This is a genomic window from Duganella sp. Root1480D1 (assembly GCF_001427305.1).
Taxonomy (GTDB): Bacteria; Pseudomonadota; Gammaproteobacteria; order Burkholderiales; family Burkholderiaceae_D; genus Rugamonas.
In genome coordinates this window covers 104,670-129,016 of record NZ_LMFZ01000012.1, presented here as the reverse complement: position 1 = coordinate 129,016, position 24,347 = coordinate 104,670, and the positions used below count along the sequence as shown (strand labels likewise).

The 24,347-nt window shown below is 61.8% G+C and carries 26 protein-coding genes; 12 read left to right on the top strand and 14 right to left on the bottom strand.

The window, feature by feature from the left end; genetic code table 11:
• Positions 1–73: 73 nt before the first annotated feature.
• Positions 74–610 (top strand): hypothetical protein, encoded by a 537-nt coding sequence (locus ASD58_RS13060; RefSeq protein WP_057261603.1) that lies wholly within the window; start codon positions 74–76, stop codon positions 608–610.
• Between the two features lie 145 nt (positions 611–755).
• Here the strand turns inward: ASD58_RS13060 and ASD58_RS13055 are convergent, their stop codons facing one another.
• Genes ASD58_RS13055 through ASD58_RS13040 form a run of 4 tightly spaced genes read right to left on the bottom strand, consistent with a single transcriptional unit; the run spans position 756 to position 3,813 of the window.
• Positions 756–1,520 (bottom strand): SDR family NAD(P)-dependent oxidoreductase, encoded by a 765-nt coding sequence (locus ASD58_RS13055; RefSeq protein ID WP_057261602.1) that lies wholly within the window; start codon positions 1,518–1,520, stop codon positions 756–758.
• A 32-nt stretch (positions 1,521–1,552) separates the two neighbouring features.
• Positions 1,553–2,077, bottom strand: coding sequence for a TPM domain-containing protein (locus ASD58_RS13050; RefSeq protein WP_057261601.1), 525 nt, complete (start codon positions 2,075–2,077; stop codon positions 1,553–1,555).
• Positions 2,077–3,213: a YgcG family protein gene (locus ASD58_RS13045; protein WP_082565387.1), complete on the bottom strand. Its 1,137-nt coding sequence runs from the start codon at positions 3,211–3,213 to the stop codon at positions 2,077–2,079. Before ASD58_RS13045 ends, ASD58_RS13050 begins: the two co-directional genes overlap by 1 nt.
• Before the next feature lie 9 nt (positions 3,214–3,222).
• Positions 3,223–3,813, bottom strand: coding sequence for a LemA family protein (locus ASD58_RS13040; RefSeq protein WP_057261600.1), 591 nt, complete (start codon positions 3,811–3,813; stop codon positions 3,223–3,225).
• Between the two features lie 124 nt (positions 3,814–3,937).
• Here ASD58_RS13040 and pyrF point away from each other — a divergent pair, with 124 nt between their 5' ends.
• On the top strand, positions 3,938–4,759 hold the full coding sequence (gene pyrF, locus ASD58_RS13035; RefSeq protein WP_057261599.1) for an orotidine-5'-phosphate decarboxylase: 822 nt from the start codon (positions 3,938–3,940) through the stop codon (positions 4,757–4,759).
• A gap of 15 nt (positions 4,760–4,774) precedes the next feature.
• Here pyrF and sbcB read toward each other — a convergent pair whose 3' ends face one another.
• Complete coding sequence (gene sbcB / locus ASD58_RS13030) at positions 4,775–6,220, bottom strand: exodeoxyribonuclease I (protein WP_057261598.1); 1,446 nt, start codon at positions 6,218–6,220, stop codon at positions 4,775–4,777.
• Between the two features lie 50 nt (positions 6,221–6,270).
• Here sbcB and ASD58_RS13025 point away from each other — a divergent pair, with 50 nt between their 5' ends.
• The gene (locus tag ASD58_RS13025) at positions 6,271–6,831 is read left to right on the top strand and encodes a DUF5610 domain-containing protein (RefSeq protein WP_057261597.1); all 561 of its coding nucleotides are present in this window, start codon (positions 6,271–6,273) and stop codon (positions 6,829–6,831) included.
• 76 nt (positions 6,832–6,907) lie between these two features.
• Here ASD58_RS13025 and ASD58_RS13020 read toward each other — a convergent pair whose 3' ends face one another.
• Positions 6,908–7,882, bottom strand: a complete 975-nt coding sequence (locus tag ASD58_RS13020; RefSeq protein WP_057261596.1) for a GGDEF domain-containing protein — start codon at positions 7,880–7,882, stop codon at positions 6,908–6,910.
• Positions 7,883–7,948: 66 nt separating this feature from the next.
• Between ASD58_RS13020 and ASD58_RS13015 the strand changes: the two genes are divergently transcribed.
• Positions 7,949–8,722 (top strand): helical backbone metal receptor, encoded by a 774-nt coding sequence (locus ASD58_RS13015; RefSeq protein ID WP_057261595.1) that lies wholly within the window; start codon positions 7,949–7,951, stop codon positions 8,720–8,722.
• 3 nt (positions 8,723–8,725) lie between these two features.
• On the opposite strand, the gene ASD58_RS13010 is transcribed toward ASD58_RS13015, so the two are convergent.
• The 4 genes from ASD58_RS13010 to ASD58_RS32205 form a co-directional block, all read right to left on the bottom strand.
• On the bottom strand, positions 8,726–9,082 hold the full coding sequence (locus ASD58_RS13010) for an HPF/RaiA family ribosome-associated protein (RefSeq protein ID WP_057261594.1): 357 nt from the start codon (positions 9,080–9,082) through the stop codon (positions 8,726–8,728).
• 54 nt (positions 9,083–9,136) lie between these two features.
• Positions 9,137–9,781, bottom strand: coding sequence for a DUF1345 domain-containing protein (locus ASD58_RS13005; protein ID WP_057261593.1), 645 nt, complete (start codon positions 9,779–9,781; stop codon positions 9,137–9,139).
• A gap of 13 nt (positions 9,782–9,794) precedes the next feature.
• Positions 9,795–11,018 (bottom strand): MFS transporter, encoded by a 1,224-nt coding sequence (locus ASD58_RS13000; protein ID WP_057261592.1) that lies wholly within the window; start codon positions 11,016–11,018, stop codon positions 9,795–9,797.
• A 66-nt stretch (positions 11,019–11,084) separates the two neighbouring features.
• On the bottom strand, positions 11,085–12,110 hold the full coding sequence (locus ASD58_RS32205) for a CDP-6-deoxy-delta-3,4-glucoseen reductase (RefSeq protein WP_057261591.1): 1,026 nt from the start codon (positions 12,108–12,110) through the stop codon (positions 11,085–11,087).
• Positions 12,111–12,122: 12 nt separating this feature from the next.
• On the opposite strand from ASD58_RS32205, the gene ASD58_RS32200 reads away from it, so the two are divergent.
• Entirely contained in the window at positions 12,123–13,007 is an 885-nt protein-coding gene (locus ASD58_RS32200; RefSeq protein ID WP_057261590.1) for an SDR family oxidoreductase, read from the top strand.
• A 482-nt stretch (positions 13,008–13,489) separates the two neighbouring features.
• Positions 13,490–13,732, top strand: a complete 243-nt coding sequence (locus ASD58_RS12980; RefSeq protein ID WP_055936706.1) for a hypothetical protein — start codon at positions 13,490–13,492, stop codon at positions 13,730–13,732.
• 75 nt (positions 13,733–13,807) lie between these two features.
• Here ASD58_RS12980 and ASD58_RS31640 read toward each other — a convergent pair whose 3' ends face one another.
• The 3 genes from ASD58_RS31640 to ASD58_RS12965 form a co-directional block, all read right to left on the bottom strand.
• A complete protein-coding gene (locus tag ASD58_RS31640) occupies positions 13,808–14,926 on the bottom strand; it encodes a glycine-rich domain-containing protein-like (protein WP_162253014.1) in 1,119 nt (372 codons plus the stop codon).
• A gap of 337 nt (positions 14,927–15,263) precedes the next feature.
• Complete coding sequence (locus ASD58_RS12970; RefSeq protein WP_082565386.1) at positions 15,264–17,048, bottom strand: CHASE domain-containing protein; 1,785 nt, start codon at positions 17,046–17,048, stop codon at positions 15,264–15,266.
• 120 nt (positions 17,049–17,168) lie between these two features.
• Positions 17,169–18,929: a glutamine--tRNA ligase/YqeY domain fusion protein gene (locus ASD58_RS12965; RefSeq protein WP_057261588.1), complete on the bottom strand. Its 1,761-nt coding sequence runs from the start codon at positions 18,927–18,929 to the stop codon at positions 17,169–17,171.
• A 265-nt stretch (positions 18,930–19,194) separates the two neighbouring features.
• Here ASD58_RS12965 and ASD58_RS12960 point away from each other — a divergent pair, with 265 nt between their 5' ends.
• Genes ASD58_RS12960 through ASD58_RS12945 form a run of 4 tightly spaced genes read left to right on the top strand, consistent with a single transcriptional unit; the run spans position 19,195 to position 21,660 of the window.
• A complete protein-coding gene (locus tag ASD58_RS12960; protein ID WP_055936718.1) occupies positions 19,195–19,488 on the top strand; it encodes a DnaJ domain-containing protein in 294 nt (97 codons plus the stop codon).
• A gap of 20 nt (positions 19,489–19,508) precedes the next feature.
• Complete coding sequence (locus tag ASD58_RS12955) at positions 19,509–20,009, top strand: hypothetical protein (RefSeq protein ID WP_057261587.1); 501 nt, start codon at positions 19,509–19,511, stop codon at positions 20,007–20,009.
• A gap of 2 nt (positions 20,010–20,011) precedes the next feature.
• The gene (locus ASD58_RS12950; RefSeq protein ID WP_057261586.1) at positions 20,012–20,788 is read left to right on the top strand and encodes a hypothetical protein; all 777 of its coding nucleotides are present in this window, start codon (positions 20,012–20,014) and stop codon (positions 20,786–20,788) included.
• Positions 20,788–21,660, top strand: coding sequence for a hypothetical protein (locus ASD58_RS12945; RefSeq protein WP_057261585.1), 873 nt, complete (start codon positions 20,788–20,790; stop codon positions 21,658–21,660). The genes ASD58_RS12950 and ASD58_RS12945 overlap by 1 nt, the downstream gene beginning before the upstream one ends.
• Before the next feature lie 87 nt (positions 21,661–21,747).
• On the opposite strand, the gene ASD58_RS12940 is transcribed toward ASD58_RS12945, so the two are convergent.
• On the bottom strand, positions 21,748–22,638 hold the full coding sequence (locus ASD58_RS12940) for a LysR family transcriptional regulator (RefSeq protein ID WP_057261584.1): 891 nt from the start codon (positions 22,636–22,638) through the stop codon (positions 21,748–21,750).
• Between the two features lie 76 nt (positions 22,639–22,714).
• Here ASD58_RS12940 and ASD58_RS12935 point away from each other — a divergent pair, with 76 nt between their 5' ends.
• On the top strand, positions 22,715–23,914 hold the full coding sequence (locus tag ASD58_RS12935; RefSeq protein WP_057261583.1) for an MFS transporter: 1,200 nt from the start codon (positions 22,715–22,717) through the stop codon (positions 23,912–23,914).
• A 73-nt stretch (positions 23,915–23,987) separates the two neighbouring features.
• A complete protein-coding gene (locus ASD58_RS12930) occupies positions 23,988–24,317 on the top strand; it encodes a hypothetical protein (RefSeq protein WP_057261582.1) in 330 nt (109 codons plus the stop codon).
• The last annotated feature ends 30 nt before the right edge of the window (positions 24,318–24,347 follow it).

Below are 24,347 nucleotides of genomic sequence, written 5' to 3'. Positions count from 1 at the left end.
GGGAATGGCGCGGCCCGATACCGCGATGAGCGCTATAATTCCGTCCGGAAAAATTGCCTATATTTTAACTATCATGAAAAATATCCCTGTATTTGTCGGACTCCTGGTGGCCGCCGGCCTGGCACAAACCGCATCGGCGGCAGCGAAAGTACCGCTGCTCAAGCGCAGCGCTGCCATGCAATGCGCGGACCGCAAAGTTGAACTGAAAGGCGAGTGCTTCCAGCAGGATGGCATTCCCGGCCTGTCCTGCACCAGGCAGCGCCTGAGCATCAGCGATGCCGCCACCGGGCGCGAACTGGGCAGCCAGGCCTTCAAGCCGGCTCCGCTCGAGCCGGGCGAAGCCTATCCCGTTATCCCCGAGCGCTTGAGCGACGCCATCTGTGCCGAGACCCCGTCCAAGGAAAAGTTCATCGTCATCATGATGAGCAATGGCGGCAATTGCGCCCAATGCGAATGGCAACAGGTGTATACCTGGGACGGCAAAGTGCTGGGTTCGAGCCTGGACGCGAGGAAGGACCCGGCGCTCAACGCCGCATTGAAGGGGGCGACGGGCAAGGGCGCCAAGGTGCTCGGCAAGGGCGACCTGTATATCTACGCCGACACGGAGTAATTGCTCCAAAAAAAAAGCCCGCTGGTTAAAGCGGGCTTAAACTATTTTCTTGGAGGAGAATAGTGGAGACATGTGCAATTATGGTGCACCGCCACATATCAGTCCAATTTTCCTTTTCGATAATCGTTATTCAGATTTCGTATAACTATTCTTTAACTGGTACAACGTAGTTCAGCGCCATGCGGCCGCCATCAACGAAAAGTGTCTGTCCGGTCATGTAACTGGCATCGTCGCTAGCGAGGAAAGCGCATATCGAAGCGACCTCTTCCGGCTCACCGCAACGCCCCAAAGGAGTGCGCGACAAAATGGTGCGTTTGGCTTCCGGGCTGGCCAGGACCGCCTGTTTCGCCAGTTCGGTCAGGATGGTGCCGGGGCCAATCCCGTTGACGCGAATACCATACGGCGCCAGGTTCAGCGACATGACCTTGGTCAGTTGGTTGACGCCGCCTTTCGACACCACATAGGGCACCTGGTCCGGGATTGCCAGTTCCGAGTTCACGCTTGACATATTAATAATACAACCGCTTTGCTGCTTGACCATTTCCCGCGCCACCGCCTGGCCGCACAGGAACATGGATTTCAGGTTAATGCCAAGCACACGGTCGAAATCGGCTTCGGCCAGGTCGAGGAAGCTGCACTTGTGGGTCACGCCGGCGTTGTTGACCAGGATGTCGATGCGGCCAAACGCGGCCAGGGTAGCAGCGACCAGTGCGTCCACGTCGGCTTTCTGGCTGACGTCTGCGGCGAAGAAGCGGGCCTGGTCACCCAGGGCCTCGGCAGCCTGGGCGCCTTCCGGCTTGATGTCCACCAGCATGACCTTGGCCCCTTCGGTAATGAGGCGCTGGGCGCAAGCCAGGCCGATGCCCTGGGTCGCGCCGGTGACGATGGCTACTTTATTTGTTAATTTCATATCGCTTCCGCTGTTCGGTTAGGAAGCTTATTTTAGAGGATGACCGCGTCGTTGGGCAGTTGGTTGGGGCGGCTGCCGTCGGCAGGGTAGTGGCGCGCCAGCAGCGTGTTGAGCTGCTCCAGCGCGGACAGGGTAGGGGCGTGGAAGTCGCCCTGTGCGAAACCGGTGGTCATGGTGCGGCAGATGACTTGCCATTCGGTGTCGGCCACCAGCCTGCCGACATGGCGGTCGGCCACGATGTCCACTTCACGCGCGGCGAGATTGATGTATATGAGGACGCCGCAGTTTTCCTCGGTATCCCAAACGCCGTATTGCGCAAACAGGGCGCGGGCGCGCTGGCGGTTGCCGAGGTTATTGAAGGCAGAGCGGGCATCGAGCCCCGGCTCCACGATCAGGCGCACCTCGGCGCGGTGGCGTTGTTCGCCAAGCGTGATCGCCTGTTCGATTGCCTGCAGCGTGGCCGGAGGGAAGGCGCGCTTGCCGGCGCCGGTGCCGCTTGCCATATGGCGCCAGGCACGTTTGCAGCGGCCGAAGAACGATGTTGCTTGGCTTGTCATTACCAGTCTCCCGAAGCGCCACCGCCATCGAAGGTACCGCCGCCACCGCTGAAGCCACCCCCGCTGTCGCCACCACCGAAGCCGCCACCGCCCCAGCTGCTGCCAGCGCTGCCGCGGTGCGCCGCTGCGCTCAAGGCATTGCCCAGCGCTGCACCAAGCAGGACGCCTGTCGCGTCCGAGCCCCAACCGCCGCGCCGCAAGCCTCGCCGCGAACCGCCGCGCAAGATCGGCAGGATGACGAAGGCCCCAAACAGCAGGGCCGGCAACAACCAGCTGCCGGACCAGCCGCTGTCGGCGTGGCCGGCACCTGCCGGGGTGCCGCGCGCCGTGTCGCCGGTATCGCGCGCAGGGCCGGTGGATGCAATTGCGCCGGCACCCGCCGCATCCGCCATGCCCGCCACGCCGCCCGATGCCGGACTGCCTGCTGCTGTTGCACTGGCAGCGGGCGCGGCACCGGCGGGAGCCGGGAAATGCTCCTTGTCCATCAGCGCGGTGATCGCGCTGACGCCAGCCGCCAGCCCGCCATAGAAATCGCCCTGGCGAAACCGGGGTGCGATCACATCCTGCAAAATGCGTTTTGATTGCGCATCCGTCAGCGAGCCTTGCACGCCGCGACCGGCTTCAATGCGCAGGCGGCGCAGCGAGGAGGGATTATCTTTCGCCACAACCAGCAGCACGCCGTCGTCGATGCCCTTGCGCCCCAGCTTCCAGGCCTCTGCCACCCGAAGGCTGTACTGCTCGATTGCTTCCGGCGCGGTTGATGGCAGCAGCAGGATGGCAACCTGGCTTCCGGTCCGACGCTCGTAGTCCGCCAGTGTGGCGTCAAGGGCCGTGCGCTGCTGCGCATTCAGCATGCCCGCCTGGTCGGTAACGCGGGCCGCTTGCGCCGGCACTGCGACAAAGCCATCGGCCGCCCGTGCCCCGGTCACGACCAGCGCCAGCAGGGCGAGGATCGCCAGCCCGATCACGACCCTCAGCCATGGCGAACCCGGCAGGATGCGCCAGCGCTGGGCATGCTCAGGCAGCCCGCCCGTGCGCCGCGCCAGGTCGCGATCGATCAGCGGATCGCTCAATCGATCCTCGTCGCGCCTGGAAGCCTTACCGCCTCCGCGCGTTTGCCGTGGCGTGGTCGCCATTGCGACTCCTTACTTCTTGTTGAAGTCCACCGTTGGAGCGGTTGAAATGGATTTCTCGTTTTCGACGGTGAAGCTAGGCTTCACGTCATAGCCGAACATCTTCGCCGTCAGGTTGGTCGGGAAGCGCCGCGCCAGGATATTGAACTCCTGCACCGAGGCGATATAGCGCTGGCGCGCCACGGTGATGCGGTTCTCGGTGCCTTCGAGTTGCGATTGCAGGTCGCGGAAACTGGCATCGGCCTTCAACTCGGGATATTTTTCTGCCACCACCATCAGGCGCGACAGGGCGTTGGTCAACTCGCCCTGCGCTTGCTGGAATTTTTGCAGGGCGCCCGGATTATTCAGCACCTCCGGCGTCACCTGCACACTGGTGGCCGAAGCACGCGCCCTGGTCACGGCCTCCAGCGTTTCGCGTTCGTGCGAAGCATAGCCCTTGACGGTATTGACCAGGTTCGGGATCAGGTCGGCCCGCCGCTGGTACTGATTGACCACTTCGCCCCACTGGGCCTTGACCGCTTCGTCCTTGGCCTGGAAATCGTTGTAACCGCAGCCGGACAAGAGAACCGTTGCCAGCACACCCACTGCCAGAAAGTTTCGCATTATTCGCTCCTTGGAACGTATTATCGAAATATACACGCAATCGGCCGGCGGCCATGTGCGGCAGTGCACACACCCGGCCCGTTATAATGTAGGGTTTGCAACGCAAAGAATAAAGAGGCCCGCTGTGACATTTATCGAAAAATTATCCGCTGCCTGGGCAGCCAACGATTCCCTGCTGTGCGTTGGCCTGGATCCGGACATGGCGCGCCTGCCTGCGCAATTCCAGAACAACCCGCAGGGCATCTACCAGTTCTGCACCGGGATTATCGACGCCACCGCCGACCTGGCATGCTCGTTCAAGCCGCAGATCGCCTACTTCGCGGCCCTGGGCGCCGAAGACCAGCTCGAAAAGATCTGCGCCTATGCCAAGGAAAACTACCCGCATATTCCGCTGATCCTGGACGCCAAGCGCGGCGACATCGGCGCCACCGCCAAGCAGTATGCGCGGGAAGCGTTCGACCGCTATGGCGCGGATGCGGTGACCGTGAACCCGTACATGGGTTCCGACTCGGTTGAGCCTTACATGGAGTGGAGCGACCGCGGCGTGATCATCCTGTGCCGTACCTCGAATGCGGGCGGTTCGGACCTGCAGTTCCTGAAGGTGGATGGCAAGCCGCTGTACCAGCACGTCGCCAAGCTGGTGGCGGAGAAGTGGAATGCCAATGGACAGTGTGCGCTGGTGGTTGGTGCAACCTTCCCTGAGGAATTGGCGCAGGTGCGCGGAATTGTGGGCGATATGCCGCTGCTGGTGCCGGGAATCGGTGCGCAGGGCGGGGACATCGAGGCGACCGTCAAGGCAGGACGTACTTACAACGGCACTGGCATGATGATCAATTCGTCGCGAGCGATCCTGTACGCGGCGCCGCAGGGTGGGGAGGATTTTGCTGCCGCCGCACGCCGTGTGGCGCAGGAGACGCGCGACGCGATTAACGTGCACCGCGCTTAAACCGGTAAACCGGTGTCAGTAGCGCTCCGGCGCAATCATCTCCACGTAGTCGTACAAGGCAGCCAGCACTTCCTGCCCACGCTCATCGGTCTCCGCCCCCAGGCGATCCAGTTCCGAGAACAATTCATCGACAGTCCGTGCCCCGCCGGCGCCCTCGAACAGGCGCGCCGCGCGATGCTGCTCCCAATGCTCATGCTCCTCCTCCGACAAAGTCTGGGGGAAGTTGCGTGCGCGGTAGCGGAACAGCAGCTCGCCCAAGCGCTCATCCTGGAAATGCGGTGACGCCGCCGCCAGCTTGGCCGGATGCTCGCGCCGCAGCGATTCCAGCAGGCGCTTGTCGCCATTGCTGACGAAGCCGCCGTACAAATCCTCATCCACATCCGCCGGCTCGCCGACCGGACGCCAGAACACCTGTTCCCAGATCGCCGACATGTCCGGCCCGGCCGCCGCCCGCGCCGCATGGGCACGCGCCGCCTCCAGGTCCAAGCCCCAGCGCTGAGCCATTTCCGGCCGCAGCGTCTTCAGGTTCGACACCAGCATCGGTGACTTGTTCAGGTGGATGCTCTTGATCGGCAAACGCGTCATCCCCTCCGGCATGGCATCGGCGCGGGTGAACATGCGGATGCGGATGGTCTCCGCATCCAGCGCGAACAATTCCTGCGGATCATACGAACAATCCCACACCAGCAATTCATTCTTGTTGGACGGATGTGGCGCCAGCGGCCACACCAGCGCCAGGCAGCCGCGCTCCGCCGGGAACATGCCCGACACGTGCAGGAACGGCTGGCGCAGCTCGCGCGCCAGGTGCATGCCGATCTCCTCGGCGACCCGGTCCTTCTTGTGCAAGGCCAGGCAGAAATCAAACAGCTTCGGCTGCTTCTGGCGGATCAGACGGGCCAGGGCGATGGTGGCGCGCACGTCGGACAGCGCATCGTGCGCCGCCTCGTGCACCAGGCCATTGGCCTTGGTCAAATGCTCAAGCTTGAAGCTCGGTTTGCCGCTATCATTAAGGGGCCACTCAATTCCTTCGGGGCGCAGCGCATAAGTCATCCGCACCACATCCAGCAAATCCCAGCGCCCGCACTGGTTTTGCCATTCGCGCGCATAGGGGTCGATCAAGTTACGCCAGAACAAGAAGCGCGTCACTTCATCGTCAAAGCGGATAGTGTTGTAGCCTACGCCTATGGTGCCAGGCTCCGAAAAGGCCTTCTCGACAGTTGCCGCGAACTGATGTTCCGGCACACCCTGCTGCAAAGCTTGCTGTGGGGTAATGCCAGTAATCAGGCAGGCGACCGGGTCGGGCAGGTAATCGTTGGCTGGCTGGCAGAACAGCATGATTGGCTCGCCGATCTCGTTCAGCTCAGCGTCGGTACGGATAGCGGCGAACTGGGCGGGGCGATCGCGGCGTGGCACGGCGCCGAAAGTTTCGTAGTCATGCCACAGGAAAGTATGGTTACTCATGGTGCAAATGTTGGTTCTCGTTATCGAATGCTGAGGCAAGGAGGACTGTTGTGTCAAATCCCATTTCCGTCAATACCCGTGCCACGCCCGCAACTGCGAGCAATGACACGGCCATTTCGGCGTCCACCCGCGCCAAGATGCAGCTAAACGTGTCGATCCTGCAGGAATCGGCCTCGGTTTCGCTGAATTCCGAAAATGACCCGCTGGCGCTGGTCTACAAATCGGCAATTACCTCGATTAACGAGCAGCTTGAGGCCGACTTCGGCCCGGATGCGATCCAGAACGCTAGCGGCCAGGACAACTCGCCGGAAGGCACGGCGGGGCGCATTGTATCGTTATCGACCGCTTTCTTCAGCGCTTTCCAGCAACAGCATTCCGAGCTGGAAGGCGACGACGCCCTGAACCGCTTCATGGACACGATCAAGGGCGGCATCGAAAAAGGCTTCAAGGAAGCGCGCGATATCCTGAAGGGCTTGAAAGTGCTGGGCGGCGACATCGCTTCCAATATCGACAAGACATACGACTTGGTGCAGAAAGGCCTGGATGCCTTTGCCACCAATCAAAGGCAGGCGTCCTCGACCGACGAATCCCAGAGTGGCAACGTGGCATAACAAAAGTCGGGGTCAGCTCCGGCAATCGGACATTTGCCGCAGGCAAATGTCCGATTGCCGGAGCTGACCCCGACTTTCATTTTGCGACTTCAACGCGGTTGCGGCCGGATTCCTTGGCGCGGTAGAGGGCGGCATCGGCGGCGGCGATGAGGGCGGTTTCGTCCTGGCCGCTGCTTAAGGCGGCAACGCCGAAGGAGCTGGTGATGTGGGGCAGCGGCAGGCGCATGTCGCTGAAAACGACGGCCTCGCGCATGCGCTGGCACAGGCGGCCGGCGACGGCTTCTGCCACTTGCACATTGGTGTCAGGCAGCACCACCATCATTTCCTCCCCGCCGTAGCGGACCGCGAAATCGGTCGGCCGCAAGGCGCCGGTCAGCACTTGTGCGGCGGTGCGCAGCGCTTCGTCGCCTTGCAGGTGGCCGTGGCTGTCGTTGAATTTCTTGAAGTGGTCGATGTCGAGCATGATCAGCGACAGCGGCTGGCCGCTAGCCTGGGCGCTGGCGACAAGTTGTGGCAGGAAGTCGTTCAGCCAGGCGCGGTTATACAGGCTCGTCAGTCCATCCACCATCGATAACTGGCGATAGAATTCACCGAGCTTTTGGCGGCGCCGCAATTGCGCATTGGCAGCGCGGATGCGGAAAGACAGCATGCGCAGCAGGTTGCGGGCAACGCCATTGGCGGCATCGATCAGTTCCCACGCCAGTTCCGATTCGATCACCAGCAATTCACTTTGCTCCAGCGCGGTAATCGCGGCCTGGTTGGCTTCTTCGTCGAGCACCGCCTGTTCGCCGACGCTTTCGCCGGGCAGCACTTTGCTGATGGTGCTGCCGTCGGACATGCCGGTGCTCATGTCTGCCGCCACCGACAGTGCCCCGCGCAGCACGATGTACAAGCGTGCGCGCTGCGGGTCAGCCACCACCTCGCCTTGTTCGACCTGCACCACCGGGCAGTCTTTCAACAGCGGTGCGATGCGCAGGCTGTCGGCGCCGCGGAATAATTGCAAGGCCTGGATCTGGTAAGCGGATGCGCCGAAGCTGCCAATCGGTTTCAAGATGAACTTTCTTACTACGGTATCAACAGGTGTTAATGATAGCCTAAGTGTGGTTCAATATCGCCCATGACTTTTACCGACATCCTCGGCCAGCAGCACGGGGCCGCTCCAAACGCGCGCATCGTTTCGCTGGTGCCTTCGATTACCGAGCTTCTTTGCGAACTGGGCCTGGCGCCGCAACTGGTGGGCCGCACCGGCTTCTGCATCCACCCGGCGCAGGTGGTGCGCGATATCCCGAAGGTGGGCGGCACCAAGGATGTGAACATCGAGAAGATCCGCAAGCTGGCGCCGACCCACCTGGTGGTGAACATCGACGAAAACGAAAAGCCTACCGTCGACAAGCTGGCGGAGTTTGTGCCGAACATCGTGGTCACGCATCCGATCGAGCCGCGCGATAACCTGGCGCTGGTGCAGTTGATGGGCGGTGTGTTCTGCGCCCAGGAGCGGGCAGACGCCTGGTGCACCGAGTTCGAACGCGAACTGGCGCAAGTGCAGGAAGGCCGTCCGCAACGCGTGCTGTACTGCATCTGGAAAGACCCGTGGATGACGGTGTCGCGCGATACCTATATCGCGCGCATGCTGGCGCTGATCGGCTGGTCGATTCCAGACATCGGGGACGCGCGCTATCCAATCTTCCAATGGAGCGATGCGCTGCTGCGCGAAGTGGACCAGGTGCTGCTGTCGTCCGAGCCCTATCGCTTCACGGAAGAACACGTGGATGCGCTGGAGCGCCAGATCGGCAAGCCGGTACAGTTGGTCGATGGGGAAATGATGTCCTGGTACGGCAGCCGTGCCCTGCAAGGTATCCGGTACCTGAAAGGCCTGGCCGCCGCGGGCTAAGGGTTATTCCTCAGCCTCTTCGAAGTTGGGTTGCGAGGTGTGGCGTTTGCTATCGTTCAGGCGGCCCAATGCGCTATCGATAGCTCGTTGCAGCTTGTCTGCTGCGCCGTGGATGGATTGATGCAGGGTTGCGTCGTGGTCGGTGACGGCAATCGGCTGGTAGCCGTTGACGCGCGCCTCGATCATGCAGCGGATATCGCCGTCAGAGGACTTCTGTGCATTGCCTTCGCTGAGGTGGACGTCGACGCGTCCGATGTGCTCGCCGAACCGGTGGAGTGCAGTCTTGACCACTTCCTTCACATGGTCTTCCAGGCCTGCTGTACGTTCGATGGTTTTGTCGGTGTTCACACTGATTTGCATATGCTGCTCCCGTTTGTTAACCAAAACGTGTTGCCACGCGATTTCATCTTACTCCTACATTAGCGAAGCCGCCATATTCACAAATAAACCCAGGATAAGAAGATTGAAGAAGAAGCTCAGCACGGACTGGCCGAGCACCAGCTTGCGCATGGAGGGCGATTGCACCGAGACGTCCGAGGTTTGGGCCGCGACCGCGATCGTGAAGGAGAAATACAGGAAGTCCCAGTAATCAGGCTGGGTCTCGCCGCCCGGGAAGGACAGCGGGCGCTGGCGTCCTTCCACGTTGTAATACAGGTGGGCATAATGGAAGCAGAACAGGGTGCCGACCAGGAACCAGGAGCCCACCAGCGTCACCACCACGAAAACATAGTGCAGCCCGCGTTCGTTGGCAGGCATGTCGCGCAGGCTGGCCAGTTCGCTGCTGATGGCGATCATGCTGGCGACCGTGGCAACGACCAGGCTGGCGAGGATGGTCGCGGCGCGTTCATCCTGGCGCGCTGCGACACGTTTCACTTCACGGTGGTCGGCGCGCATCATCATCCAGCCGACGGTGAGCAGGTAGGTCCAGACTGCGATGTCCCATGCCGACAGCGCGCGGATCAGCGGCCGCCAGTGCGAAGGCAGGAACACGCCGGCCAGCGCGCCGACGCCGATGGCCGCGCTCAAATGGGGGCGGCTGCGAACGATGTGGTAGCTCATGCGGCCAATCTTACTACTTGTCGTGATGGGGGAAACGGTCCATGCGCGACAGGATAGGGAAGCGCCAGGCCCAGATGCCCGTTACCGCCAGCGTGGCGACACCGCCGAAGATCACGGCGCGCGTCAGCCCTAGCCAGCCGGCGGTGACGCCGGACTCGAATTCGCCAAGTTCGTTGGAGGCGCCGATAAAGACCGCGTTCACCGCGCTGACGCGGCCGCGGATTTCATCGGGCGTTTCGAACTGCACCAGCAGGTGACGCACGTACACGCTGATCATGTCGCCGGTGCCAAGCAGCAGCAGGCAGGCGAGGGCGAGGCTGAAGCTGGACGTGGTACCCAGGATCACGGTGCAAATGCCATACACGGCGACGCCGCCGAACATCCAGGCGCCAACCCGGCGCGTGATCGGCCAGAACGCGAGTGCGATCGAGCACAGGGCAGCGCCGGCGCCAGGCGCGGTGCGCAGCAGGCCAAGACCTGTCGGCCCGACGTGCAGCACATCATGCGCCAGGGCAGGCAGCAGGGCGGTTACGCCGCCAAACAGCACGGCAAACAGGTCGAGCGAAATCGCGCCCAGCATGATCGGGCGCGACCAGACGAAGCGCAGTCCTTCCAGCACGCTATGCCAGGTGGCCGGCTCCTTGCGCGTGGCTTGCGGGGCAGGGCGGGTGAGCGTCATCAGCACCACGGCGGCCAGCAGCATGAGCGAAGTCACGGTGTACACGGCGGCCGGGCCGTAGATATACAGCAGGCCCCCCAGGGTTGGGCCGAGGATCACGGCGACCTGGAAGGTGGAGCTGGAGAGCGCCACCGCGCGGCTGAAATCTTCGGTGGGAACCATGTTCACCAGCACCGCTTGGGTAGCGGGACTCATGAAGGCGCGAGCGCTACCATACAGCACCAGCACCGCGAAGATCGGCCATACGGCGCTGAAGCCGCTGTGGGTGTAGCCAAGCAGCGCCAGCCCGCACACCAGTTGCGCGCCGAGGCAGGTAGCGATGATGTTGCGGCGGTTGTAGCGGTCGGCGGCGTGGCCGGCGTACAGGATCAGCAGCAGGAATGGCGCAAATTGCGCCAGGCCGATCATGCCCAGGTAGTACAGGTTTTTGGTCTGCGCATAGACTTGCCAGCCGATGGCGACGTTCTGCATTTGCACGGCGATGGTGCCGAGCAGGCGGGCTGACAGGTAGAAGGCGAAATTGCGGTGGCGGAGGACAGAGAAACCGTTGGATGACATACGTTTGCGTGCTTGGGAGAGCCGTGGAGCGCTGCGCGCCCCACGGCACGCAGCGCGGGGAAAGCCTTAAGGTTGCTGGAGATCTGCTTCGGAGGTGAAGGCGTCTGCGTAGAATTCGTCTTCCGGCAGCTTGCAATTCCTGACGAAATCGCGCTTGGCCGATTCAACCACAATCGGGGCGCCGCAGGCGTAGACCTGGTAGCCCGACATGTCCGGCAGGTCGTCGATGACGGCCTGGTGGACAAAGCCGGTGCGGCCGTTCCAGTTTTCTTCTGGCAGGGCGTCGGAAACCACCGGCACGTATTTGAAGTTCGGCAGTTCGTCCGCCCACTGGCGGCACAGCGCGTCCATGTACAGGTCTTGCGGGCGGCGGCCGCCCCAGTACAGCGTCATCGGGCGCTTCGAGCCGCTGGCGCGTTCATGTTCGACAATCGCCTTGATCGGCGCGAAGCCGGTGCCCGATGCCAGCAGTACCATCGGCTTGTCGGAATCGTCGCGCACGAAGAAGGTGCCCAGCGGGCCTTCGAAGCGCAGGATGTCGCGCTCCTTCATGGTGCTGAACACCTGGTCGGTGAACAGGCCGCCCGGCATGTGGCGGATGTGCAGGGTGATCGCGCCGCCTTCCGGTGCGGTGGCAATCGAATAAGCGCGGCGCTTGCCGTCGCGCAGCAGGAATTCAATGTACTGGCCGGCCTTGTACTGGAAAGTTTCGTTGGCCGGCAGTTGCAGCGTGAGTACCATCACGTCGGGTGCCATTTTCTCCAGCGAGTTGACGCGGGTCGGCATTTTCTTGATCGGGAATTCGCCGCTGCCCACCACTTCGCGCGCTTGCAGCACCAGGTCGGAGTGCGGAATCGCGCAGCAGAACAGGGACATGCCGGCTGCTTCCTCTTCCTCGCTCAGCGCGCGGCGCTGGTGGGCCTTGTGGCTGACCGAGCCCGATACCACCTTGCCCTTGCAGGAGCTGCAGGCGCCGTTCTTGCAGCCGTATGGCAGGCCGACACCGGCGCGCATGGCTGCGGCCAATACGGTTTCGTCGTCTTCGCAGAGGAATTGATGGCCGCTAGGCTGAACAGTAATTTGGAAAGACATACAATCTTAAAAATGGAAATCAGTAAAAAATTCAACAAGCCGCGCCTGCTGGTCATTGGTTGCGGCGATGTGGGCATGCGTTTGCTGCCTTTGGTGCGCGCGCATTACCGCGTATTTGCCGTGACCAGCCAGCGCGAGCGCTTTGCCGAATTGCGTGCGGCGGGCGCCGTGCCGTTGCTGGCCAACCTGGACCAGCCCGAGTCGCTGCGTCGCCTGGCCGGGCTGGCGCAACAGATCGTGCACCTGGCCCCACCGCCGGGCGAGGGAGCCCAGGACCGGCGCACCCGCAATGTGACCGCCATTTTACCTGACCGGGCGCAAGTGGTTTATGTGAGCACCACTGGCGTGTATGGCGACCTGGGCGGGCGCTGGGCCGACGAAACCCAGCCCGTTGCGCCACGCAATGCACGGGCGCTGCGGCGGGTCGATGCGGAGCAGGTGTTGCGGGCCTGGGCGCGTCGTGCGCAAGGGCGGCTGACTATCCTGCGCGTGCCAGGCATCTACGCGGAAGACCGCTTGCCGCTCAAGCGACTGCAGCAGGGCACCCCGGCGCTGCGGCCGGAAGATGATGTTTACACCAACCATATCCATGCGGACGACCTGGCGCGCGTTGTTTTGGCGGCCTTGCGCAAGGGATTTTGTAACCGTGTGTATCACGCAGTGGATGACACGGAGCTGAAAATGGGGGACTATTTCGACATGGTGGCCGATCATTTCGGCTTGCCGCGCCCACCCCGCCTGGACCGTGCAGCACTGGCGCAGGCGGTGGCGCCAACTCTGTTGTCCTTCATGTCGGAGTCGCGCAGGCTGGCGAACCGGCGCCTGAAGCAAGAGTTGCAGGTTCGGCTGCTGTACCCGGATGTCGCAGCCGCCTTGAGATGCATCAAGCGCCCGTGATGCTGGCGGCGCTATCTTGTGCCAATGTCTGCCAAGGAGGGCGCCATGTACAGCCATCCCACCAAGGAGCAAGTCCGTGCTTACCTGGCCCAGCGTGGCCACGCCCACCTACCCCCGCCTCCGCCTGAGGAAATCAGGCGCCGCCTTGACTGGCGTTCGGAGTACACTCCCATGCCGGCTGCCCTGATGTATCTCCCGCCCGCCCTCGTCTGGATCACGTTTGCCTGGCTCTGTTTGCCATTTACTTTAGCAACAAACGACCAGAAGTAGACTTTTTGTTAAACTATATGAATTCCTAGCACAGCTTTGCGCGCTAGAATCTATCAAAATCTCACGGCGTTAAGCGAACGGCAATAAAACGGTGTATGATACCGTCCGTGTGCCGAAAATTGCGTCAACAACGGCTTTTTCTGGCGCTCTTTGTCGAAAATTCCGCCAATAATTTTGTTGCGACCACGCAACACATTGAAAAAGTACTAGTCATGAGCTCTCTGAAAGAAATTACTGCATCGTCGTCTTACAATCCGAACCGCGTTCTGGACGCCATCATCGAAAAGCTGCAACTGAAAAATGATGCGGCACTGTCCCGTGCGCTGGAAGTTGCTCCACCAGTGATCAGCAAGATCCGTCACAATACACTGCCAATCGGCGCAACGATCCTGATCCGCATGCATGAAATCAGCGATTTCAGCATTCGTGAACTGCGCGACCTGATGGCGCACTAAGCTTCGCTCGGATGTAAAAAACGGCCGCACCTGCTAGCAGGTGGCGGCCGTTTTTATTTGCGCGCTCGATCTGGCTCAGGCGGCTGCCAGGCGTGGACGGGCGGTATAGAACAGCGATTGCGATGCTGCCTGGGCTTCGGCGCTGACGCGGCCGGAGTAGGCGGTTTTGGCCTCGGCGGCCACGCGGCCGGAGTAGGCAGTTTGCGCTTCAGCGGCGACACGGCCGGAGTATGCCGTTTTCGCTCCTGCCGCCACACGGCCCGAGTAGGCAGTCTTTGCTTCGGCTGCCACGCGGCCGGAGTAGGCGACTTGCGGTGCCGCTTCGCCAGCTACGCGGCCGGAGTAAGCCACTTGTGGTGCGGCGTCCGCGGCCACGCGACCGGAGTAGGCAAGCGCGACGCGACCGGAGTAGGCGACTTGCGGCGCAGCTTCGGCAGCGACACGGCCGGAGTACGCCACTTGCGGTGCGGCCTCCGCTGCAACGCGGCCAGAATATGCGACCTTCGGTGCGGCTTCGGCGGCGACACGACCGGAGTAGGCGACTTGCGGCGCAGCTTCGGCAGCGACGCGGCCGGAGTAAGCTACTTGTGGGGCTGCTTCGGCGGCGACACGGCCCGAGTACGCGACTTGCGCGCCGGCTTCGGCGGCGACACGGCCCGAGTACGCGACTTGCGCACCGGCTTCGGCGGCAACGCGACCGGAATACGCGACCTGCTGGCCAGCTTCGTCCGCTACGCGGCCCGAATAGGCGACCTGGGCGCCGTCTGCGGCAGCTTCCGCCGCCACGCGGCCCGAATAAGCCACCGCGCTGCGGAAATACCCCTCGCCGAAGGTTTCTTCATACAGCTCCTTCATGCGATTACCCACGCGCTCGTGCGCCTCTTCGTCATCTTCGCCACGCAGGCCGATGTATGGGAAGTGGTGCAGGTAGTAGCCGAACACATTTTCGCAGTCGATGAAGTACTTCATCGTATCGAGGATGTGGTAATGCCAGAAAATGTCCACGTCCATCAACGGAGCGGTCTGCTCGTTAGGGAACATTTTCATCAGATAGAGGAAACGGCGGTACTCGAATTCGATTGCGTTAACCTTTTCCAGCGACCAGCCTTCGCCAGATTCCACGTGCATCAGTTTCACCTTGATTGGTTCCAGGTCCAGGTCGGCAATAGCCTTGAAGCTTTCGGCAGAAATCATGAGTGACAATCCCTTTAAAAGTGAGCGAATGTAAGACTGACTGAGAGAGAGAAGACGCCGTTCTGGGGGGCTGGTGTTGTGGTGCCAGGCATCTGAGGCGTTCGGAGTTGGGAACGCGTGTTGATGTAGATCAACTAGCTCAAGTATAGACTTCGCCCCCACTAATGCAAGTAACAATTTGAATGTGCGCGGCATAAACAACACAGTCGAACATCCTTTCAAATCAATAGCTTGTCGCGCCGACAAATGTTACAAATGCATTTTTGCTGAGCTGCGGAAAGGGAGTTTGATCTGGATCAACGACGGCAGGTAATGTCCTACCGAGTGGTAAAAATGCCTAAGCGCTGAGGCGCATATCGTCGGTGGGGGCCACGCGATAACCAACCGGCACCGCAATGCTGACTGTGGTGCCGCCATGCGGAAGGCTGTTGATCGAGCAGTTCCCGCCAAGCAGGCTGATGCGCTCCTCGATACCGACCAGGCCGAAAGAACCGGCCTTGTGGCGGCTGGCGGTATTGATGCCGATACCGTTGTCGGTAATGGTCATGCGCAGCATGCCATGCGACTGGTGCAGCTCGACCCGCACCACGGTGGCCGCCGCGTGCTGGTGGATATTGCTGAGCGATTCCTGCAGTACGCGGAAGAAGGCGGTCGCGCAATGGTCATCGACGCCATGGTCGGCCACGGCATCTTCAATGAACTCGCATTTGATGCCGGAGCGCAGGCGGAATTGTGCGATCTGCCATTCCACGGCCGCGGACAGGCCAAGGTCCAGCACATTTGGCCGCAAGTCATTGATGATCTGTCGCACGCTGCGGATGGTGTTGTCGATCTGGTGCAGCGTGGCCCGCGCCCGCGCATGCAATCGCGGATGGGTTTTTTCCGTGCGCGTGGACAGGATGTCGGCTTCAATGCGCAGGGCCAGCAGGTTCTGGCCCAGGTCATCGTGGATCTCGCGCGCAATGCGCTTGCGCTCTTCCTCCTTGATGTGGTCCGCGTGCGCGGCGAGACGGCGTAAGCGGTGGTGCGACAGTTGCAGGCGCGCCTGGCTGTCGCGCAGTTCGCGCGTCATGGCGCGCGCCATCTTGACGGCGCGACGGCGCGACGAGGCCAGCGTGACGAACAGCGCATATATCAGCACGCTGGCGCCGAAGCCCATGCTGCCCGCCAGCGTGGGCAGGAACTGGTCGAAGTTTGAATACAGTGCGCGCTTCGGCACGCTGAACTGGGCATGCCAGGTGCGGCCATGGAACTGCACCGGCAACTCGGTGATGAAATGGTCGCTGTCCGCAGCAGGCGTATTGGGCTGGCTGTCGAACAGCAGGGCAGGCGGCCGGCCGATGCTGCTGCTGTCGCGCAGGGATACGCGCACGGTGCGCACCGGCATTTCGCCCAATGCCGCTTCGACCAGTCGCGGCACGCTGAAGCCCAGCCCTACTGAACCAACGCAGGCCTGGCGCCGTTCCGCGACCGAGGTTATCGGCATGCCGTTGCGATAGATCGGGATGCGCACTGCCATGCCGACATGGCTTGGTGCGCTGCGCAGCGGGATAGGCTGGCCGGAGCTGCTCATGGCGCCCTGGTCGCGGGCCGAGAACAGGGCGTCCGCCACGCCAGGGCGGGCTGCGATGTCCAGGCCATATCGGTCGGCGAAGCCTTCGAGGGGCTCGATCAGGGTCAGTACCGCATATTCGCGGCGCTTTCCTTCGGGATGGATGCGGTAGGCAGGGTAAAGATTGTCGGTAAGCTGGCGCTGGCGGGCTTCCGCTGCCGGGCGCTGGGCGTCGGTGTAGTACTCGGCGAAATTGATATTGTCGATGGCGGGGTAATTGTGTTCGAGGTCCAGTCCCTGCACATAGCGGTGAAAGGTTTCGCGGTTGACCTCGCCGCCAGCCTGGAAGTAGCTGGCAGCGGCGCGCAAGACGTCGGTGTAGGCCTTGATGCTGGCGTTGATATTGAATTGCGTATTGCGGGCCTGGTTCTGGAAGCGGGCTTGCGCTTCACTTTCGACGGAGCGGGTGGCAACCACGTACAGGCCGAGACCAACACCCAACGACAGCGCAATTCCCAGCCACCACAAGGGTTTGGCGGGGGCAAACAGGCTGAGTTGTAAGCGGGTCATTGCGCGACTATAAGAATTTCCTCTATTCAAGGTCAAGTTGCAAAAACGCCACTTTGATTGAAATCAAACTAACAATAAAAAACCGCCCGAAGGCGGCTTTTTTGTCACAGTTCGGGTCAGTTATTTTGCCCAGCTATCTTTCAGCGTGACGATGCGGTTGAAGACCGGCTTGCCAGGTTGCGACAGCACCCGGTCGGCCACGAAGTAACCGTGCCGTTCGAACTGGAAGCGCTGCTCGGCAACGGCATCCTTCAGGCCTGGTTCCAGGTAGGCTTTGACGACTTCCAGCGCCTTAGGGTTCAGGAAATCCTTGAATTCCTTGCCGCCAGCATCCGGTTTTTCTTCGGTGAACAGGCGGTCGTACAGGCGCACTTCCGCTTCCAAAGCCGCTTCGGCGCTGACCCAGGTGATATTGCCTTTCACTTTGTAGGTGTCGGCGCCCGGGGTGCCGGATTTGGAATCTTCGAAGTACTTCACGCGCACAGCGGTGACCTTGCCGTTTTCATCCTTGTCGTAACCGGTGCATTCAGCCACGAAGCCGTACTTCAGGCGCACGCGGGCGCCTGGCTGGTCGCCGACCGGTGGGGTGAAGCGGAAGTAGCCCTTGGTCGGCACTTCCATGAAGTCTTCTTCTTCGATCCATAGTTCGCGGGTAAACGGGAAGGTACGGTGGCCCAGTTCAGGGTGGTGGGGGTGGACTGGCGAGGTGCACTCGACCGACTGGCCTTGCGGGAAGTTCTCGACGATCAGCTTCAACGGGCGCAGTACGGCGATGGCGCGCGGCGCTTTCGGATCCAGGTCTTCACGCACAGCCCCTTCCAGCACGCCGAAATCGATCCAGCCGTCGGACTTGGTCACGCCGGTGCGTTCGCACATCAACTGGATGCCTTCAGGAGTGAAGCCGCGGCGGCGCATGCCTGCGATGGTTGGCAGGCGCGGGTCGTCCCAGCCGTCGACGATGCCACTATGAACCATTTCGCGCAGCTTGCGTTTGGAGGTGACGATGTAGGTCAGGTTCAGGCGCGCGAATTCGTATTGGTGCGGCACTGGCTTGGTGAAGAAGCCGCCTTCCGACAGGGTCTCCAGCAGCCAGTCGTAGAACGGGCGGTGGTCCTGGAATTCCAGGGTGCAGATCGAGTGGGTGATGTTCTCCAGCGCGTCCGAGATCGGGTGCGTGTAGTCGTACATCGGGTAGATGCACCAGTCGTCGCCCGTGCGGTGGTGGTGGGCGTGGCGGATGCGGTAAATGGCCGGGTCGCGCATATTGATGTTCGGCGAGGACATGGCGTCTTCGCTGATCTTGGCGCGCAGTACGTGCTCACCGTCTTTGTACTTGCCCGCTTTCATGTCGCGGAACAGTTGCAGGTTCTCTTCGATCGAGCGGTTGCGGAATGGCGAATTGGTGCCAGCGACGCCGAATCCGCCGCGGGTGTTTTTCATTTCGTCGGCGCTCTGGCTGTCGACGTAAGCTTTGCCGACCTTGATCAGGTATTCGGCCATCTCGTACAGCTTGTCGAAGTAGTCGGAGGCGTAATACAGGTGATCGCCGGCGCCTACCGGGCCCTTGTAGTTCCAGTCGAAGCCGAGCCAGCGCACGCTGTCGATGATGGAGTCGACGTATTCCTGTTCTTCTTTTTCGGGGTTGGTGTCGTCGAAGCGCAGGTGGCAGCGGCCGCCGAAATCGCGCGCCAGGCCGAAGTTGGTATAGATGGATTTGGCGTGGCCGACGTGCAAGTAGCCGTTCGGCTCCGGCGGGAAGCGGGTAATGACCGGCGGCAGGCCTTCGCGGGTGTGCGCACCGGAGGCCAGGTCAGCTTCAACGATATTGCGCAGGAAATTCGGCGCAGGGGCCGGGGCAGCAGTTTTTTTGTCGTTGCTCATGTATGTTTTGGTTTAAAACCGGTAAACCGGGGTCAGACCCAAGGGTCCGCCCCCCATGTGCCAAAGCCTTGGGTGAGGGTTGTGCGTCGTTGATCTTCGTCGAAAGTCAAAGGACTTAAACCATAACCCTGGCGGTGGAGCAGACGGGGTCAGACCCATGGGTCTGACCCCGGTTTACCGGTTTTAGGGTGATATTCAGCGTAAACAGGGCATTTTATAGGATAATTCGTCCTTACGCGTTTAAAAACCGGCCCGGAGTTGCAATATGGAAAATTTATATAATGTGCTCGGTGTCGCGCCCAATGCCTCTGACGAGGAAATCAAGAAGGTCTATCGTTCCCTGGCCATGCGTTTCCACCCGGACCGCAACCAGGAACCGGGCGCCGACGCCCGCTTCAAGGCCATCGTCAAAGCTTACGAAGTGTTGTCCGACCCCGAAAAACGGGAAGAATACAACCAGAGTGTGCACCACCGCATCATCATCGACCCGGAAGCGGAAGCCTACCAACAGTGGCGATCCGTTTTCAGCGTCAACGGCGTGACGATCCCCGCCGCCTGAACCAACAGAAAGTAGCAGCAATGAGAAAAGTACACCCAGAGTTCGCCTACCAGGCGCGCGAACTGGAAGGGCAGATCGAGGGCATCCTCGGCGATCCGCCTGACCACAAGAACTACAAGAAGATGGTCGAAGCCCTGCGCACCGAATACCTGAACGGCGGCGGCATCGATGACTTGAACATGATGGCGTTCGCCCTGGTGGACGTGATCGAGTTCCACGACCCGAAGGCCGCATTTGCCGACGCGGAGGACTTCGAGTACGGCGACCCGGCGCGCGTGTTCGGCGCCGCCACCTGCCCGAAGGCGGAAGGCTTGCTGGAAGCATTGGAAGAGAACCACCCGGACCTGGCGCGCCAGGCCATCATCACCGCGCTGCTGCACAAACATCCGCGCATGTGGGACGACGAGGACACTTCGCTCGACCGCCTGGCTGAAGGCGACGAAGGCGATGATGAAGACGATTACGCGGATGATGTCGCAACCGACGACTTCACCGGCATCTTTGACCAGCAGGAGGATTGAGCATGACCGACAAGAATCTGCCAGCCATTCGCAAGCAGGTCACCGAACTCGTTCTGGCGGGCTCCCTGGAGCACGCCGAGCGCGCCTTTGCCGAAGCAGCGGATACCCACGGCGACCTGGCCGTGGTCGAAGTGCTGCAGGAACTGCCGCCGCACGTGACGGCGCTGCACATGTCCGGTTTCGACGGCGGCAAGATGTCGCTGGCGACCCTGCTGGTGCCGCCGAAGCAATGGGCCGAAAGCCTGGCCTACCTGGCCGCGACCTGGCCGGACGATATGATCGAAGACGATCCTGAGCGCATCGCCGAATCGCTGTTCGCCCATATTCACGGCGTTGTCTTCGGCACCGAAGACGAAGAGCGCCGCGCCGAACTGCTGAAGGAAGCTTCGGCCACCGATTGGGGCTGCACCGCGTTCGCGATCCTGTTCTCGCTGGCGCCGAAAGAAGTGCTGGAAGTGGCGGGCGAGGTGATTTCCAAAGGGGCCTACCTGACCGGCCAGACCGCGTCCGACAACGACATCGTGCCGGTGGCCGTCGCGCTGGCACAAGCCAATGAAGATGGCTGGGACCGCGCCTTGTTCGAACTGTTCCCGGAATTCCGCCACAGCGCCGACCTGGCCGACGCGGAATTCAGCGACGATCCGGACGAAGAGCCGGAGCACCTGCAGCGCTCCACCAAAGAGCTGCTGTACCGCCTGCGCAAGCAAGTGCCGACCACCCGCAGTGGCACCGGCCGCGAACGCGCACGCCGCTCGATCGGCACGGGGATCTTCGGCTGATGCTGCCCGCACTCGTCAAAGAAAGCCTGCCGCGACTGACCCGCGCCATCAAACTGCTGCCTGGCGACGACCGCGAAGATGCGGCCGTCATCCTGGCCGAAGAATTGAGCGGCATCACGGCCATGGTCGCGGACAAGTTCACCAATAACCGCACAGCGGAAGGCATCCAGAAGGCGGTCAACCTGACCGTCGGCGGCGTGTCGCTTGGCCTGGAGCAGGTGCTGACCGTCGATTCCGACGAGCTGGCGCTGGACTTCCTGGTGGAGCAGGGCGCGGAACTGGCCTTCCAGGCCGGCTTCCTCCAGTTGAAGGACCTCGCCGCGATGCCGGAAGATACGCTGATCGGTGAGTACGACAGCGACCCGATGTACGCACAGCGCCGCCTGCGCGACCTGTTCTTCGATATCTGCTTTACTGAGCCGGGCGCCAACTGGGATGGTCCCTCCAAGTACCAGACCCAGTTGAAGCAAAGGCAGGAAGTGCAAGCCGTGGTGCGTTTGGCGAACTGGCTGCGCCGCCATAACGTGGAAGGCGCGGTGAAAGATCCCGACCTGAACGCGGAAGGCGTGATCGCGCTGGCGATCATCTTCGCGGTGGAAGGCGGCGGCCGCATCGTCGCCCGCACCGGCCAGAAGGAGTTCGAACGTTTCGTGAAGGCTGTGCGCAAGGCCAAGCCGGATTACGAGGCGGGTTGGGAGGCGCTGGTCGCCGCAGTGCCGGAGCAGCATCGTCCCGTGCTGCTGCACCGCATCGACCTGTACCGCCGCACCTGTACCGTGCTGCAAAAGCTGCCAGGGCGCTTCGCAATGAAGACGCTGTGGACGGAGCTGGAAAATTACGCCGGCTCCGAGCTGGACGCGGATTACGACTAAAACCGGCACGGTCTCGCGGCCAACACTTTAGAGTGCACCAGTGGCAGCCGAGCAGACGGTGTCTGACCCTATGGGTCGGACACCGGTTTACCGGTTTTCTTCAAGTGCCACCCGCACAAACGCCTCCACCAACGCCCCGCCATCCCCCCGCCGCTGCGCCAATTGCAGCGAAGTGACCGCCCCCGTATCATCCAGCGGCCGAAACACCACCCCCTCCAGATGCATCGACTGGAACGGCGAAGGCAACACCGACACCCCAATCCCCGCCGCAACCAGTCCGATAATGGTCGCCGCCTCACCCGCCTCCATCGCCACCTGCGGCACAAAGCCCGCCGCCCGGCACATGCTCAAGATCGCGTGGTTGATGCCAACGCCGGACTCCTTCGGATACATCACCCAAGGAAGCTCAGCCAGGTCAGCCACCTTGATCTTGCGCTTGCGAGCCAGCGGCGAATCGCTGGAGAGCACCAGCAACAGCGCGTCGCGACGCAGGGTAGTCAGCGCCAGGTGCTCAGGCAAAGCCACCTCCGGCGGACGCACAAAACCAAGATCTATCTTGCGCGCCTCAAGGGCATCGATCTGGTGCAGCGTCGTCATCTCGTGCAAGGTGAGCGCCACATCCGGATAAAGCTGGCGGTAGCGGCGGATAGTGCGCGCAAACAGCGGCGTAAAGGGCGTGGAAAAAGTGAAGCCTACCCGCAGTTCGCCCGCCTCCCCACGCTGCGCCCGGCGCGCCCGTTCCGCCGCGCGCTCGGATTGTGCCAGGATGGCGCGCGCATCCTCCAGGAATAGTTTGCCGGCCTCGGTCAATCGCACCCAGCGCTTGCTGCGATCAAACAGGCGCGCACCCACTTCGGCCTCCAGCGCCTGGATTTGCTGCGACAGGGGAGGCTGGCCGATATGCAGCCGTTCCGCCGCGCGAGTGAAGCTCAGTTCCTCGGCCACGGCCACGAAATAGCGCAGGTGACGCAATTCCATAATATTCAAAAGCGATTAATAACGCCTGAAATATATATTGGACTGTAATACAGGGCAATCCTATGATGAATTCACGATGAAAGCCCTCAGCCACCCCACCAATCGCGCCATGTTCTTTGGCGGCTTCTCCTGCTTCGCACTGTTGTATTGCGTGCAACCACTGATGCCGCTGCTCGCCCACGAATTCGCGCTGACGCCGGCGCAAAGCAGCCTGTCATTGTCGCTGGCGACAGCCGCGATGGCGGTTTCGCTGGTGGCATCGAGCGCTATTTCCGACCGCTTCGGCCGCAAGCCTTTGATGGTAGGCGCGCTAGCCATCTCCGCTGCGATGACCTTGCTGTGCGCGCTCGCCGGAGGCTACGGCCAGTTATTGACCGCACGCGTCCTGCTCGGCGTAGCGTTGGGCGGCATGCCCGCCGTGGCAATGGCCTACCTGGCCGAGGAAATCGAGCCCGAATCACTGGGGCTTTCGATGGGGCTGTACATCAGCGGCAGCGCGTTCGGCGGCATGGTTGGCCGCATGGTGACTTCCGTGCTGAGCGACTTTTTCTCCTGGCGCGTGGCGCTGGTAGCGATGGGCGTGGCTGGCGTGCTGGCAGCGGCCGAGTTCTGGCGCAGCCTGCCGCAGTCGCGCCGCTTCCGTCCTTCGGCCGGCGGTTGGCGTGCGCTGCCGGAAAATGCGCGCCGGCACCTGAGCGACGAGGGGCTGCCATGGCTGTTCACCCTGGCCTTCCTGTTGATGGGCTGCATGGTCAGCGCCTACAACTACATCAGCTACCGCCTGCTGGCCGCGCCGTTTGAGTTGCGCCAGAGCGTGGTGGGCGGGATTTCGCTGCTGTACCTGCTGGGGATTTTCAGTTCGGTCTGGGCTGGCAAGCTGGCTGACCGTTATGGCCGCAAGGGCGTCCTCTATCTTGTGCTGGGTTTGATGTTGGCCGGCATCGTCCTTACCTTGTCGAGCTGGTTGCCGCTGGTGATTGGCGGGTTAGCCCTGTTCACTTTCGCTTTTTTCGCATCGCACTCGATGACAAGTAGCTGGGTTGGCCGGCGCGCCCGCGGGGCGGCGTTGGCATCCGCGCTGTACCTGTTCTTCTATTACCTCGGTTCCAGCGTGATCGGTTGGGCTGCGGGGATATTGTGGGGCAGGGCGGGCTGGGCAGGGGTAGTGATGCTGCTCGGAAGCTGCCTGGCAGGAGCCGTCGCGATAGCAATCCACCTGCGCCGGTTGACGCCAATCGTACCAATGTTGAGCCAGATCAAAGCTGAGGCAGGGTGATTGAACCGCCGAGTGCGAACGATCTCCAAGTCCGACCGGCACGCTGGGTGCCGTTTTGAGCGAGGAGATTGTCATGATGCACGACAGGGAAATCCGAATCAGGCTCAGCAACATCCAAATGGCCGTCAGCCAGGCCGCGCAAGCCCTATCGGCCGAGCGCCACCTGACAGGCGAGCTGCGCGACACGATCCAAAAGCTGGATCGCCGCTCCGACGACATCAGCGAAATGCTGGTGAGTGAAGACTACGCCAACGTACCCAAGTTGGTAGACGACATGGAGCTGCTCGGCGCCAGGGCCCGCCGCGTCTGCGCCAGCGAGCGCATGCAAGTGACGCCCGAGATGAAAGCCGCAGTCAATTTCATGCACCGCGAGTTGTTCGACTTCAAACAGCACCTGCACTAAAGCTGCACCAGCCGAGCCCGTGTCACACTT